Genomic DNA, 13,493 nt, shown 5'->3' with positions numbered 1-13,493 from the left:
ACTATTTTGTTATAATAGCTGACGTCTATTTTTTATCATTTTATGTTTTAATATTCAAATCATGATGCAAGGATTCAGATGGAATAGGATTAATCGGAACTTGTCCTTTCGGAACTGGTTCTTTTACATAAACGAAGTCACCTGTACCATCTTGTGCACTTCCTGTTGCCCATAAGCCCTCAGAAGAAGCATCTCCTTCTGATAGATTCCAAAATTCATATGCTTCTGGTTGCGATTCTTTTTCTGCTTCTGGTGGGAAAGTTGCTGGAACGACCACACCATTTTTCGCTTCTAGTTCCTCAATTGCAGCCATCCATTGATATTGGTGGTAGCGGTCACGGGCTAACATTTTTCTAAATGTTGCTTTAACTCCCTCATCTGTTGTCATATGGTACAATCTTGCCACCTGCAGACGGCCTTGGCTTTCTGCGTGAAGATTGGAACGCATATCTGCTAATAGGTTACCACTTGCTACAATATAAGATCCATTCCACGGTACCCCATTAGAGTTTGTAGGCATACCACCCAAACCACTTACTAGCAGATGCTGTGGATTAATTCCACCCATAATGGCTGCAACTGCTGGATCTTTTGCAGCCTCCGCTTGATCCTCAGGTGACGCTCCATCTAGAAGCTGACTTATAAGAGAGCAGAGCATTTCCACATGTCCAATTTCCTCTGTCCCGATATCCATTAGCATATCCTTATATTTTTCTTCTCCTCTACAGTTGAAACCTTGGAAAAGATATTGCATCATAACTGTCATTTCCCCGAATTGCCCTCCAAGTACCTCTTGGATTTGACGTGCTAACATTGGATCTGGATTGTCCACTTTCACTTCAAACTGTAATTCCTTTTGATGACGAAACATGATATCTCCTCCTTATGACTTTTCGTATTTACTGTTCGATTAAGATGTACCCCGGATTACATAAGAGTAAACTGCGGGAAATATTTCCAAGCAAAAAGTTCCAGGTGCTAAAATGCCTCCTGGAACTTTTTTCTCTTATAATTTTCTAATATAGTAACTTCCTCCGTTTTTGCATCAAAAAGAAGTATTTTCATTTAAGTAAAACGCTTATATTTAAGAATAAAGAACCATTGCTAATCAGCTATATAATAACTGGATTATTTACTGCATTAGTATTGGTTGCGATTAGTCCTAGTGTACTCAATCCAGAGCCTGGTATCGCTATTTTAACTGGAACTGCTATATTCCCTTTAACAAATTCGGCCATCATTTCGATTCCAGCTGGTTTCTTAGGAGCATTTATTGGAACATCACTATCCAATAAACGGGATGAGAAGAAATACGCAGAAGTTATTGTTAAAGCTAATACGGGGATGAAGTGAAAATATAGCGCTGACATTCCATAACTTATTGTACAGGAAAGTCAGTCCATTGCTTTCCCGGGAAATAAAATGATAAAAACTGTCAATAATCGATTTTATCCTACTTTTTCCGCATACTCCTCTAACTTAGTTGATTACTTATTATATTTTTGAAGGCAATAACGTTTTCCCACGTCCAACATCAAAGTAACTCAAATATAGAATAAGATGGGAAAAGTAGAAATAGTAAGAAGATAAATTTATTTTTTCATACAGAATAAGCTCCCCTTTTTTCCTTGACCTTAAATGAAGTTGCCTCATAAATTCGAGACAACTTCTTCTACAATAAAGCAATTAATGCATATTATTATTCATTTGCTGTTGCATCGGCATACCTTGAGCAGGAGCAAATCCGTTTAAAATTTGCTGCATATCTTGTGCTGCTAATTGTGGCACTTGATAATAATGATGCTTGTTTTGATATAAGGAAACTTCATAAGCCATTTCAAGACAGTTTGGTATAGACGCGGCAATAACACGGCGTACTACTGGATTGGTTGTCTCTGCTGCTGCCATCGTTTTCATAGAGGCAGTTCCCTTAAGTGCATTTAGCATTGCTGCTGCCACATGTTGATCACTTATTTCCGTAACATTTTGAATTGGTTTAGATGGTGGCATTTGCGTCATACCAAAGATGAAATCATTATTTTCTTTCATCATATATGGCTCAGTTCTCTTAGCAGGGGATTGTCCTGTTTGAAAACACTGTAATGTTAAATTATATTCTTCTTGGATAAATTGAGATTGTCTGTTATGGATATCACGTAATTCAGGATCCTGAATATGCCCCCCTAACAGTTTATATAAATTTAATGTATTTATTGCACCAGCCAAAACTTCATGAACATCGAACATTTCATGCCCACCATGATTCATTGCTTGGGGAACTTGTCCTGTTTGTATATTTTGGTGTACTTGCTGTCCATTTTCTAACATATAACGTCCTCCTTTTCTAATATAATAAACAACAGGATTAGTATGATAAAACCACATTAAACTATTCGTTTAAAAATAAAACATAATATGGCAATACATATGGTTTGGTTTCTAAAAACATGGATTATTTTCTTATTTTAATCCATCCTAACAATTAGGAGGAGGTGTTATAATGCCAAGAGATCAAGTACATGTTAACGTGGATCCTAATATGGATGGGCCAAGAGAGGGAGTAATTGCTGATGCTGATGGAGACCAATTAGGTATAAGTAGAGACACTGGCGCAGAAACAACTGCCTTTCATGTGAAGCAATTAAAAAAAGACCCTGAATTGGCAAAATTTAACCAAACATTTAAACAATAATTTATAGAAAAAGAATTTGTAAAACTTAGGAATCATATGGAGGTAGAAATGAGTAGCTATTTAGATAAAGTGGTCACAAAAGTGAGAGATTCTTTTGCCCATGCAACTGATTCAGTTCGCAAAAGTTTCCTCAACCTAACTGGAGAAGCTTCTGTCTCCATTAATCAGCTTGCAGCTTTTATAAAAGATCATAAGGAAACAAAAACAGAATGCAAATATTTATTGGGGAATTATTATTATTTTAGCCATTTGCAGGAAAATGGCATTCATTACTATTTAGAGACAAATGGCAATTATATTTTACAGTTAGATGCTAGCACAAAGGATCAGATTCTTATTGCCTATCGTTCTTACAAGGACAAGTTGTCTTTAAATTCCCCCATTAAATTCCCCAAAATATATTAAAAATAACAAAAAAACAGGATAGCATGAATTGATCTCGCTTCCTGTTTTTTAATATAGCTTAGACTATTTTCCCTTCCCAGCTCTGCATCCCACCAACCATATTTACTACATGAAAACCATTTTCCGATAATAATTGGGCTGCCTGACTACTTCTTCCACCAGCTTGACAAACGATATAATATTCTATTTGCTTATCTAATTCATGCATACGAAATTCAAGTAAGCGTAAAGAGATATTCATTGCGCCAGGAATTTTTCCTGTAGCCACTTCAGCTGGTTCACGAACATCAATAATGGATACGTTCTCCCCGCTGGATAGTTTACGATTTAATTCCTTTGGTGTAATTTCCTTCATACTATTATTCCTCCCAAAAATATTTTTAGCTACTTTAGATAAATAAATTCACATGCCCATCCTCTGCTTCCGCTAAATAGGCAGCTACACCAGCATACTCTATTCCGTCCAACAGCTCTTCTTCTTTTAATCCAAGTAAGTCCATTGTCATGGTACAAGCAACAAGGTTTACATTCTGCTCTTGTGCCAATGCAATTAATTGGGGGAGTGTCATCGCATGATGTTTATCAATAATATGCTTAATCATTTTCTGGCCAAATCCTGCATAATTCATTTTGGATAAACCCATTCTCTCCGCCCCCCTTGGCATCATTTTGCTAAAAAGCTTTTCTAAAAATCCTTTATTTATTTGGACCTTTTCTTCCTTTCGAAGTGCATTTAGTCCCCAAAAGGTATGAAATATCGTTACTTCATGATCATAAGCAGCTGCACCATTCGCAATAATATATGCGGCCATTGCTTTATCATAATCTCCGCTAAATAGTACAATCGTTGTTTTCTTTGTCATTGTCCCACTCCTAGTCATTTACCTTTACCCCTATAGGTATTATACATACTAAAAATAATAAGCTCTATTATTCTAGAGCCTATCCCTTTTTATCATCTACTCTTTACTAACAGGTTAACAGCTTCTTTAATAACTTCATCCATTCTTTCGCCGTTTTTTTCTGCTTCTACTACACAATCTACTAAGTTAGTGCTAACAATTACTCCCATTGTTCGATCTACTGCTGAACGAACTGCTGATAGCTGTGTTATTACTTCTTTACAATCCTTATTATCTTCCATCATTTTCAGAATCCCTCTTAGTTGACCTTCCATTCGTTTCACTCTATTTTTTAATTGATCATTATATTCCAAAGAAAATGCTCCTTCCACTCAATAAGTATTTTTTAATCAACCATTATTAATCATTTCATTATACTTGATTAAATAATACTATATATAGTTTGTCAACGAACAAGCCAGCTAATGAAAAGGAGATTTCCTTACCATTCATCTATTTTTTCTTAATCCAAAATTTGATAATAGAACCTTCTTGTTCTGTTTTTAAAATTTGATGTCCGACTTTTTTTGTCCATGCCGGCAAATCAGTTAAAATTCCTTTGTCTGTTGCCAATAATTCTAATACTTGATTACTCTGTAACTCATCTATCCCTTTTTTTAACTTAACAATTGGCATCGGACAAGTTAAACCTGCAACGTCTAATATAGAATCAATTTGAATAGACGCTTCTGCTTTACTTCCTTCTTCTTTACGTTCTTCTTTTTGCGAACTACTTTCTTTTGTGATTTCTACTGTATCTGTCAAATTAGTAACAGCAGAATACGTTTTCCAGCCACCATCTACATTTTTTACGTCAAATCCATTATTTTTTAATATTCTACTAGCTAAATAACCTCTTAGACCAACTTGACAACTTACATAAATCGGTTGATCCTTTGGTAACTCATCTAACTTATCTCTTAATTGACCTAAGGAAATATTCTGAGATCCCTCAATAAAACCAAATTCTCGCTCTACACTTTCCCTTACATCTATTAAATATCCACCGTTTTGGACTATTTGATCCACTTCATGCCACTGGATTTGTTCTAGTTCTCCGTCTACAATATTAGTTGCAACATATCCTGCCATATTTACTGGATCCTTGGCAGATGAATAAGGCGGTGCATAGGAGAGCTCTAAATTCGTTAAGTCCTCTACTGTTAAATTCCCTTTTATTGCAGTTGCAATTACATCAATTCGCTTATCTACACCGGCTCTTCCAATTGCTTGTGCACCGTAAATTCGTCCTGTTTCTTTATCAAAAATTAGCTTTAAGGCAATAGGTGAGCTTTCCGGATAATAGCCAGCATGTGCATAAGGATGAATGTGAACCACTTCATATGGGATATTCCACTTTTGAAGCACTTTTTCATTGTTTCCTGTAGTCGCAACTGTTAGGTCAAATATTTTAACAATGGAAGTACCTAATGTCCCTTCGTACTTTTCTCTTTTTCCCAATATATTATTTGCCGCAATTCGTCCTTGACGATTTGCCGGTCCTGCTAATGGAATCATTGTCTTTTTTTTATTGATATAATCGCGAACCTCAATTGCATCTCCTACAGCATAAATATCTTGATTTGAAGTTTGGAGCAAGTGATTTACAATAATACCACCTTGTACTCCAATTTCTAAACCGGCAGATTTTGCTAACTCGTTTTCCGGTCTAACACCAATAGAAAGAATAGTCATATCAGAGGTTATCTCTGTATTATCTTCTAATACTACTTTCTTGCCATTTTCTTCAAATCCCTTCACTCCATTTCCTAAGATAAGAGTGACTCCATTTTGTTTAAGATGTGTTTGAACAGGACTCGCCATTTCCACATCAAGCGGAGCTAAAACCTGATTACCCTTTTCGATAACTGTTACTTTTATGCCCCGAGCAACTAGGTTTTCCGCCATCTCTAAACCAATAAAGCCTCCTCCAATTATTATGGCACTATTTGGTGCTTGATGATCGACAAAATCTTTTATTCTATCTGTATCTGGTATATTTCTTAGTGTAAATAAAGATCCATGATTTTCTATCCCAGGAATAGGTGGAATAATTGGTCTAGCTCCAGGAGAAAGCAGCAATTTATCATAGAACTCTTCATAAACCTGAGCTGTTTTTAAGTTTTTAATCGTCACTTTTTTATTTTTTGCATCAATAGCTACAGCCTCACTATTTACTCTTATATCTAATTGAAATCTATTAGACATTCCTTCCACTGTTTGCACAAGTAATTTACTGCGATCTGTAATCGTTTCACCAATATAATAAGGCAATCCACAATTAGCAAAAGAAATATGCTCGCCTCTTTCAATTAAGATGATTTCAGCCTCTTCACTTATTCTTCTTAATCTTGCAGCAGCTGTTGCACCTCCTGCAACACCACCAATTATAACTACTTTTGTTTTCATATAAAATCTCCTCTCTTTAATACCTACAGGGGTATAATAGAATGTATAAAAAATACCCCAAGGGGTTTATTTATGTATTATATATGTCTTTAAATTGAAAGTAAAGAAAAAGGTGTCCGGCACTACAAAAGATAAGTAAGTATCTAATGCATCGCCTAACACCATTCTATGAACTAATTTATACAAGTCTTCTACGAATTCTACTACTTATAAAGTCAATGACAGAAACAACAACAATGATAATCATTAACATCATCCCAACTCGTTCCCAGCTACGCTGCATTGCGGCAATGATAAGAGGCGTACCAATTCCACCTGCACCAACTACACCAAGTACGGTAGATGAACGCACATCAATTTCATAGCGATAAATAGCATAAGAAGCAAATTCAGGAATAATCTGTGGAATTACCCCATACCAAATCGTTTGCAGTCTTCCAGCACCATTAGCTTTGAATGATTCAAGCACACTCATATCAATCGATTCAATAACTTCTGAATACAATTTTCCAAGCATCCCAATGGAGTTAATTCCAATCGCAAGCACCCCGGCAAATGGTCCCATTCCAACTGCAGCAACAAAGATAATCGCAAACATTACCTCTGGAAATGCACGAATTGCATTTAAAATCCATTTTCCAATATAGGAAAACTTCGAAATATTGGATGCAGCTAAAAATCCAAATGGAATTGCTAAAATGGCTCCAATAACTGCTCCTCCATATGCGATAGCTAATGTTTCAATCATATAGGCTATGTATTCAGGCACCTTCTCTAATACTGCATCATCAAAGAATGGATTCCAAAATAGACGTTGCAGTAATGCGCCTGGACTCAATGTTGATCCTCTATATGTCAAATCTGTAGTAGTCAGGGCAATATAGTATAGAAAAATAAGGATGACAGCAGAAATAATTGTTCTAATCCAAAACATCCTGTCTTTTTTCGGCTTTTGTATGATAGTATTTTTCGTCATTATAATAAACGCTCCCTTACACGACTACTTACAAAGTCAATGATAGTGACCGCAATAAATGTCATAAGTATGATAGTTGACACATTTCCATAATTAAATAAACTAGTTTGCTGTTTTAAAATAATCCCAATTCCACCTGCACCAACAAACCCTAAAATAACAGATGCACGTACATTTATTTCTAACACATATAATGCGTAAGAAGTATATTGCGGCAAAATTTGTGGGATGACAGCATATCTAATTACTTGAATGGTATTCGCACCAGTTGCCCGAATGGCCTCAAGAGGATTTGGATCAATCGCTTCAATTGTTTCACTTATAAGCTTTGCAAGAATCCCTAGTGAAAAAATAAACAATGCCCCAATACCGGAGATAACACCAATACCCATAAAGGCAACAAGAAGAACGGCCAGAATAAGCTCTGGTATCGTACGAATGATGTTTAAAATAAATCGTACAATTTGATAAAACACTTTGTTCTTATTAATATTTGCAGCAGCAAGAAAGCTTATTGGCAATGCAAATATAACCGATAGTGTTGTACTCAATAATGCCATATTCCACGTTTCTATTAATGCTTTCATAACGGTAGAAATGTACTTTAAATTAGGCGGAAAAAAATCATAAATAACAAAATCTATAACAACTGGCATTCCAGCAATAATCAGATTTGGATAAGCTTCCGTGTAAAATGCAGAAGCTATATATAAGCCTATTACAATTATAAGGATATAAGTTATTGTTACTTTCGTCTTTGAATGGAATACAGCAATATTCCCATTATCCACTGACGCTTTATTCTTTTGCTTCGACATTATTATTCAGCTCCTATAATGTCATCTTCTTTAATTGGACGACCATAGATCTCTTCGAATGTTTTTTCACTTACTTCACTAACTGGTCCATCAAATACTACTTCTCCTTCACGCATGCCAATAATACGGTCTGCATATTCCATTGCCATATCAATAAAGTGAAGGTTAATAATTGTCGTAATCCCGTCTTCTTTATTAATCTTCTTTAAATCTTTCATAACTGTATGAGATGTCGGTGGGTCTAAACTTGCGACAGGCTCATCTGCCAAGATGACATTAGGCTTTTGCGTTAATGCTCTTGCAATACTAACACGTTGCTGTTGTCCACCACTTAATTGATCTGCTCTGCGGTATGCTTTATCGTCAATTCCGACTCTCGCAAGACTACCCATTGCCAATTCCTTATCTTCATTTGAAAATAATCCAAATAAGCTTTTAAATGTACCCGTTCTGCCAAGACTTCCAGTTAACACATTGCGAAGCACAGACATTCTTTTTACTAAATTATAGCTTTGAAAAATCATGCCGATATTTCTGCGGACTTCTTTTAATTGACGCTCATTACACTTTAACGTATCTTTTCCATTAATAATTAGTTCCCCTTCTGTAGGCTTCACTAATTGATTAATACTTCTTATTAAAGTAGACTTTCCAGCGCCTGATAAGCCTACAACAACAATAAATTCTCCGTCATTAATCTTTAAGTTAACATTCTTTAATCCTTGATGACCATTCGGGTAAGTTAAAGATACATTTTTAAATTCAATCATCTAAAGAAACTCCTCTGCATTTACTTACTTGTAAAAAAGGAGGTAATTAGCTCCTCCTTTTTTACATTACTGTCTATTATTCAGATAACTCATCTTCGAACTTGCTATATACTTCTCTTACAATATCATAATCTTCTGGCTTAGCCTCTGCAATTCCATCCCAAGTATATACATCATTCATGATTGCCATCATTTCTTCATCATCATTAAATGCTAGGAATGCATCTTTAATTTTTTGTTTCCATTCATCTGGAAGATCACTGCGTACAGATAATGTATCATTTGGAATTGGATCTGTATGACCGATAACCTTTAAGTCTTCTTTAACTGTAGGATAGTCACCTTCTACTGTATCACGTGCATCATCAAATGTAGTTGCAAAATCAGCTTGTCCATCAAGTAATGAAAGAATCGCATTATCATGTCCACCAACTACTGAATGTTGGAAATGTGTAGATAAATCCTCTACGCCCATATCCATTAATTGTGATGCAGGGAATAAATATCCAGAAGTAGATAATGTATCTGCATATGCCCAAACAAGACCTTCTGTATTTACTAAATCTTCAATAGAATTAATTTCTGAATCTGCTGGAACAACATATTGAGCAACATAACTGTCGCCGCCATTACGAATCGCTTTTAATAGTACATCAACATCGGCACGATCTTCTGCTTGAACATAACCAAATGGATTTAAGAACCCAATGTCAATTTTCCCCGTTCTCATACCTTCTACTAATCCAACGAAGTCAATCATAACTTCTGCTTTAACAGGAATTCCAAGTTCTTCTGAAAGTTTTTCCTCAAGTGGTTCTACTGTATCAGCAATTTTATCTGCCTCTTGTGATGGAATAAACCCTAAAGTTAATTCCTTAATTTCCTCGTCATTTCCATTGCTACTTTCGTTCTTTTCTTTCCCACCACAAGCTGTTAGTGCTACAAGCATTAATACCATAACTAGTGAAAATAATGTCTTTTTCAATTTCTTAGCCCTCTTTTCTTAATAAATTGTGTAATAAATAAAAGAAAACAACTGCAAAAAAACGATAAAAAAGTAGCTTTTAGTATGTATCTACATACTAAAAGTTTGTCCCCCCCTGTTCAAATTGTTGTAATGGATAAAATATATATAAAAATGGAAAAAGTCCATTTCTATTACGAAAGAGAGATATAAATACTGTAATACAAATGGTAATAGTAATTAAGAAAGACTGACAATTACCTGATCCTTTATTTAGCTAAATGAAACATTAATTTTTTCAGAATATTCAATTTAATAGAAACCTACTATTTTTAAGATAGATATTCAAGAATATATTGATGAATTCCCGGTCTAGAAAATATAGTGGATGATTTCGTAAATACATTAATCGCTTGGTTTTCCAAGGTTGTCATTTCTGCACCTACTTCATTCAAAATGACTATACCTGCGGCAATATCCCATGGAGAAAGTCTAAAATCCAAGGAAGAATCTAATCTCCCACAAGCAACATATGCGATTTCTAATGCTGCAGAGCCAAGATAACGAACACCTCTTACATCATTTACTAAATGGTGCATTTTTTCATAGTCCACTTTTTCATTTGGAACAAGCCACAAATGATTGAAACATATTACTGCTTCTTCTACCCTACATGAAGTTAAAGTAGATAATGGCTGATCATTTAGAAAAGCGCCCTGATTTTTTATTGCAGAGAACAGTTCCTTTTTAATAGGATCATAAATATAACCAATGGTTGGGTCACCATCAATATAAACCGCAACAGAAATTGCATAATTCAGATTCTGATGGACAAAATTAGTTGTACCATCTATTGGATCAATAATCCAAACTACTCCTTCTTGCGTATCTATTGGTAATACATCTGACAAACCTTCTTCTCCTAAAACATAATGTCCAGGATAGGTTGACTTAATATTTCCGATAAAAAATTGTTCAATTTCTTTATCTTTTTGGGTAACAATGTCAGCAGCAGATGTTTTATATTCGACATTTAACTTTTCTTCCTGAGATAAGTTTAGACGTGCCCCAGCCTCCAGCGTCCATTCCTTCGCTTTCTCAGCAATCTCAATTACTCTCGAATCTACCATCTTTTCCTCCTCTGAAACTTACTGTATACAAGACTTCATTAATTTATGTATAAAATAGCTATAAGAATTAATAGTTTTGCCGTTATTTGTAACTATATGTTAGTTTATATCACATCATCTCTACTTTCAATAGAATATTGAATTTTTTCATGCTAATTTTTATTTTGCAAAAGTTTCCACAATAATATTAATAAAAAATTTACATTCTACCTAACGCTGTAAATAACTGTGGTTAATATATATCCCCTCAATATGTTGATTCACTGAATGCAGGAAAAGTTAAGGATTGGAACAGAGAGAATGTAATGATAATCTCTTGTCTAAAAAAATAGAAAGCAAATTGCTCTCTACTTTTAAATCTATACAACCATCACTGCATTTAAGATTTTATTATTCTATTATATTAAGAATAAATCAGTCGGCAGTTTTCCACATAGAAGGAATGTTTATAACTCGCCTTTAAAGCGTAAAACACTCCTCCGCTTTAATTCCTATTCCAAGTACTAGTCTTTTTCCTTGTACTACATATTATCCGAGCCATGATGTTGTAGCTATCCACACAATTCCACTGAACAATAGGAGTAGGAAACCAAGTTGAAGAAATGTAAATAGCGATTCTTTGCGATTATCCAAATACTTCCACTCTATTAAGGCACGTGTAAGTCCTGAAACAGTAATGAAAAGAAGCAATACAAAATAGGGCTGTAAATACCACAGTTTATAAGCATAATTTATTATAAAGGCGATAAATAAAAGAAACATGAAAGCAATTCTTATACACCAATCGATTCGTTCGTGCACTTTATTTATATGGTTATAAGAGAAAAACTTTCGTCTTGGTAAATTCAATATTTTTCTAGCAACTAAATCAAATAGGTAACTAGCTATAAAAAAGACAAATAATATGATCAATAATTTCAACCAAAAAATTCCTTCGAATCCGTACATAGCTCGTTTTCCTTTCTCCGTTATTTTTATGTAAATATATACGAACTATAAGGTAAAAAGTTCCATCGATCTATATCTTTTTAGCAATATATACAATTAGGATTAATTTTGGATTATATCTTTTTACGGTTTAATCTTAAATACATTTTTTTCCGGACTAAAATATGGCATACCGATTTCTATTGTCGGTATGCCATAGAAAAACTAAATTTTTGATTTTTTAACAAGCTTTATTTTAATTCCTTAATAAAAGCTTCAACTTCCTCCTCATTTGTTGCCCATGAAGTAACAAGTCGAATCGCAAAATGATCATTATCGACTTTTCCCCAAATATTGAATTGGTAATTCTTCTGCAGCTCTGCAATCATTTCATTAGAAAAAATCGGGAATACCTGATTGGTAGAAGATTCCGTTAAAAACTGATAGCCTTTCTCTGCCAATGCTATGTTTAGTCTGTCTGCCATCTTATTAGCATGCTCCGCTAATTCGAAGAAAAGATTGTCTTTAAATAGTTCATAAAATTGGATTCCTAGAACTCTCCCTTTAGCTAGCATCGCTCCCTTTTGCTTTATATGGTAACGAAAATCTTCCTTCAAGGAATCATTCTTTATCACAAGTGCTTCTCCCATTAATGCTCCATTTTTTGTTCCACCGATATAAAAAGCATCTAATAATTCTGGAAAATCACTTAAATCTAGATCATTATCCTTTGCACATAGTGCAGATCCTAATCGTGCGCCATCCATATAAAAAATTAAATTATTTTTTTGACAAAACGCACTTAATAGTTCAAGTTCTTGTTTGGAATAAATGGTTCCAATTTCTGTTGAGTTAGATATGTATACTAGCCTTGGCTTAACCATATGTTCATCTGTATGTTCATCCAGCACCTTTTGCAGCAAATCTGGTGTTAGCTTTCCATTTTCCGTATCAACTGTTAAAACTTTATGCCCTGTTGCTTCTATCGCCCCTGTTTCGTGGACAAAAATATGTCCAGTGGAAGCTGCAATTGCTGCTTCATGTGGTCTCAAAAAGGCAGAGATTGCAATGAGATTTGTTTGTGTTCCACCGACTAAGAGATGAACATCTACCTCATCACTTTTCATTTTTTCTTTTAATACTTCCACCGCTTTGTTTGTAAAGGAATCCTGTCCATACCCTATTTCTTGTTGTAAATTGGATTCTACCAATGCTTGGAGAATTCTTGGATGTGCGCCTTCACTATAATCATTGTTAAAACTATACATGGACATAACCTCCTTTTTTTAAAAATATTCTCTCATAAAAAGATTCTCCTTGTCACGAAATGTTTTCACTCAAAATATAAAAAAGGCCAAACGCATCGGAGTACATTGGACTAACCTAAAATAGTGAGACAATATAAAACACCTCCAAAATGGCAATACTTGAGATAAGTATTGTGACATTATTCGGAGGTGTTTTTGCGTGGGCAAAAAAACTGTATATACAAAAGAGATT

At 34.7% G+C, this 13,493-nt stretch carries 16 protein-coding genes; 3 read left to right on the top strand and 13 right to left on the bottom strand.

Annotated elements, in window-relative coordinates; genetic code table 11:
* Positions 1–40 precede the first annotated feature (40 nt).
* A complete protein-coding gene (locus QQZ16_RS15235) occupies positions 41–871 on the bottom strand; it encodes a manganese catalase family protein (RefSeq protein WP_031536403.1) in 831 nt (276 codons plus the stop codon).
* A 230-nt stretch (positions 872–1,101) separates the two neighbouring features.
* On the opposite strand from QQZ16_RS15235, the gene QQZ16_RS15230 reads away from it, so the two are divergent.
* Positions 1,102–1,353, top strand: a complete 252-nt coding sequence (locus tag QQZ16_RS15230; protein ID WP_031536402.1) for a hypothetical protein — start codon at positions 1,102–1,104, stop codon at positions 1,351–1,353.
* Positions 1,354–1,686: 333 nt separating this feature from the next.
* Here the strand turns inward: QQZ16_RS15230 and QQZ16_RS15225 are convergent, their stop codons facing one another.
* A complete protein-coding gene (locus QQZ16_RS15225; protein ID WP_284561488.1) occupies positions 1,687–2,328 on the bottom strand; it encodes a spore coat protein in 642 nt (213 codons plus the stop codon).
* A gap of 172 nt (positions 2,329–2,500) precedes the next feature.
* Between QQZ16_RS15225 and QQZ16_RS15220 the strand changes: the two genes are divergently transcribed.
* Both QQZ16_RS15220 and QQZ16_RS15215 read left to right on the top strand, forming a co-directional pair.
* A complete protein-coding gene (locus tag QQZ16_RS15220; RefSeq protein WP_031536400.1) occupies positions 2,501–2,692 on the top strand; it encodes a hypothetical protein in 192 nt (63 codons plus the stop codon).
* Between the two features lie 48 nt (positions 2,693–2,740).
* Positions 2,741–3,097, top strand: coding sequence for a hypothetical protein (locus QQZ16_RS15215; RefSeq protein WP_284561487.1), 357 nt, complete (start codon positions 2,741–2,743; stop codon positions 3,095–3,097).
* Positions 3,098–3,155: 58 nt separating this feature from the next.
* Here the strand turns inward: QQZ16_RS15215 and QQZ16_RS15210 are convergent, their stop codons facing one another.
* The 11 genes from QQZ16_RS15210 to QQZ16_RS15160 all read right to left on the bottom strand — a co-directional run bounded on the left by QQZ16_RS15210 (position 3,156) and on the right by QQZ16_RS15160 (position 13,261).
* Complete coding sequence (locus QQZ16_RS15210; protein WP_048718457.1) at positions 3,156–3,452, bottom strand: rhodanese-like domain-containing protein; 297 nt, start codon at positions 3,450–3,452, stop codon at positions 3,156–3,158.
* 34 nt (positions 3,453–3,486) lie between these two features.
* Positions 3,487–3,960: a DsrE/DsrF/DrsH-like family protein gene (locus tag QQZ16_RS15205; protein WP_152910838.1), complete on the bottom strand. Its 474-nt coding sequence runs from the start codon at positions 3,958–3,960 to the stop codon at positions 3,487–3,489.
* A gap of 92 nt (positions 3,961–4,052) precedes the next feature.
* On the bottom strand, positions 4,053–4,313 hold the full coding sequence (locus tag QQZ16_RS15200; RefSeq protein ID WP_031536397.1) for a metal-sensitive transcriptional regulator: 261 nt from the start codon (positions 4,311–4,313) through the stop codon (positions 4,053–4,055).
* 139 nt (positions 4,314–4,452) lie between these two features.
* Positions 4,453–6,408 (bottom strand): FAD-dependent oxidoreductase, encoded by a 1,956-nt coding sequence (locus QQZ16_RS15195; protein WP_031536396.1) that lies wholly within the window; start codon positions 6,406–6,408, stop codon positions 4,453–4,455.
* 178 nt (positions 6,409–6,586) lie between these two features.
* Positions 6,587–7,384 carry a phosphonate ABC transporter, permease protein PhnE gene (gene phnE, locus QQZ16_RS15190; protein WP_031536395.1) on the bottom strand — a complete coding sequence of 266 codons (798 nt, stop codon included), beginning with the start codon at positions 7,382–7,384 and terminating at the stop codon, positions 6,587–6,589.
* Positions 7,384–8,202: a phosphonate ABC transporter, permease protein PhnE gene (phnE, locus tag QQZ16_RS15185; protein ID WP_031536394.1), complete on the bottom strand. Its 819-nt coding sequence runs from the start codon at positions 8,200–8,202 to the stop codon at positions 7,384–7,386. Before phnE (QQZ16_RS15185) ends, phnE (QQZ16_RS15190) begins: the two co-directional genes overlap by 1 nt.
* Before the next feature lie 2 nt (positions 8,203–8,204).
* Positions 8,205–8,972: a phosphonate ABC transporter ATP-binding protein gene (phnC, locus tag QQZ16_RS15180; protein WP_031536392.1), complete on the bottom strand. Its 768-nt coding sequence runs from the start codon at positions 8,970–8,972 to the stop codon at positions 8,205–8,207.
* Positions 8,973–9,048: 76 nt separating this feature from the next.
* Positions 9,049–9,957, bottom strand: a complete 909-nt coding sequence (gene phnD / locus QQZ16_RS15175) for a phosphate/phosphite/phosphonate ABC transporter substrate-binding protein (RefSeq protein WP_081836572.1) — start codon at positions 9,955–9,957, stop codon at positions 9,049–9,051.
* 311 nt (positions 9,958–10,268) lie between these two features.
* Positions 10,269–11,066, bottom strand: coding sequence for an inositol monophosphatase family protein (locus QQZ16_RS15170; protein WP_284561486.1), 798 nt, complete (start codon positions 11,064–11,066; stop codon positions 10,269–10,271).
* 528 nt (positions 11,067–11,594) lie between these two features.
* Positions 11,595–11,987 (bottom strand): DUF4181 domain-containing protein, encoded by a 393-nt coding sequence (locus QQZ16_RS15165; RefSeq protein ID WP_284561485.1) that lies wholly within the window; start codon positions 11,985–11,987, stop codon positions 11,595–11,597.
* Positions 11,988–12,244: 257 nt separating this feature from the next.
* A complete protein-coding gene (locus tag QQZ16_RS15160; RefSeq protein WP_284561484.1) occupies positions 12,245–13,261 on the bottom strand; it encodes a threonine aldolase family protein in 1,017 nt (338 codons plus the stop codon).
* Positions 13,262–13,493 lie beyond the last annotated feature (232 nt).

This window comes from Bacillus sp. T2.9-1 (genome assembly GCF_950097965.1).
GTDB lineage: Bacteria > Bacillota > Bacilli > Bacillales > Cytobacillaceae > Niallia > Niallia hominis.
This window is presented reverse-complemented; position numbering and strand designations above follow the sequence as displayed.

Coding starts and splice junctions, on each gene's coding strand:
- QQZ16_RS15170 (WP_284561486.1), bottom strand. CDS start 11,066: ATGGTAGATTCGAGAGTAATTGAGATTGCTGAGAAAGCGAAGGAATGG.
- phnE (WP_031536395.1), bottom strand. CDS start 7,384: ATGACGAAAAATACTATCATACAAAAGCCGAAAAAAGACAGGATGTTT.
- QQZ16_RS15220 (WP_031536400.1), top strand. CDS start 2,501: ATGCCAAGAGATCAAGTACATGTTAACGTGGATCCTAATATGGATGGG.
- QQZ16_RS15215 (WP_284561487.1), top strand. CDS start 2,741: ATGAGTAGCTATTTAGATAAAGTGGTCACAAAAGTGAGAGATTCTTTT.
- QQZ16_RS15160 (WP_284561484.1), bottom strand. CDS start 13,261: ATGTATAGTTTTAACAATGATTATAGTGAAGGCGCACATCCAAGAATT.
- QQZ16_RS15225 (WP_284561488.1), bottom strand. CDS start 2,328: ATGTTAGAAAATGGACAGCAAGTACACCAAAATATACAAACAGGACAA.
- QQZ16_RS15195 (WP_031536396.1), bottom strand. CDS start 6,408: ATGAAAACAAAAGTAGTTATAATTGGTGGTGTTGCAGGAGGTGCAACA.
- phnE (WP_031536394.1), bottom strand. CDS start 8,202: ATGTCGAAGCAAAAGAATAAAGCGTCAGTGGATAATGGGAATATTGCT.
- QQZ16_RS15205 (WP_152910838.1), bottom strand. CDS start 3,960: ATGACAAAGAAAACAACGATTGTACTATTTAGCGGAGATTATGATAAA.
- QQZ16_RS15235 (WP_031536403.1), bottom strand. CDS start 871: ATGTTTCGTCATCAAAAGGAATTACAGTTTGAAGTGAAAGTGGACAAT.
- QQZ16_RS15210 (WP_048718457.1), bottom strand. CDS start 3,452: ATGAAGGAAATTACACCAAAGGAATTAAATCGTAAACTATCCAGCGGG.
- phnC (WP_031536392.1), bottom strand. CDS start 8,972: ATGATTGAATTTAAAAATGTATCTTTAACTTACCCGAATGGTCATCAA.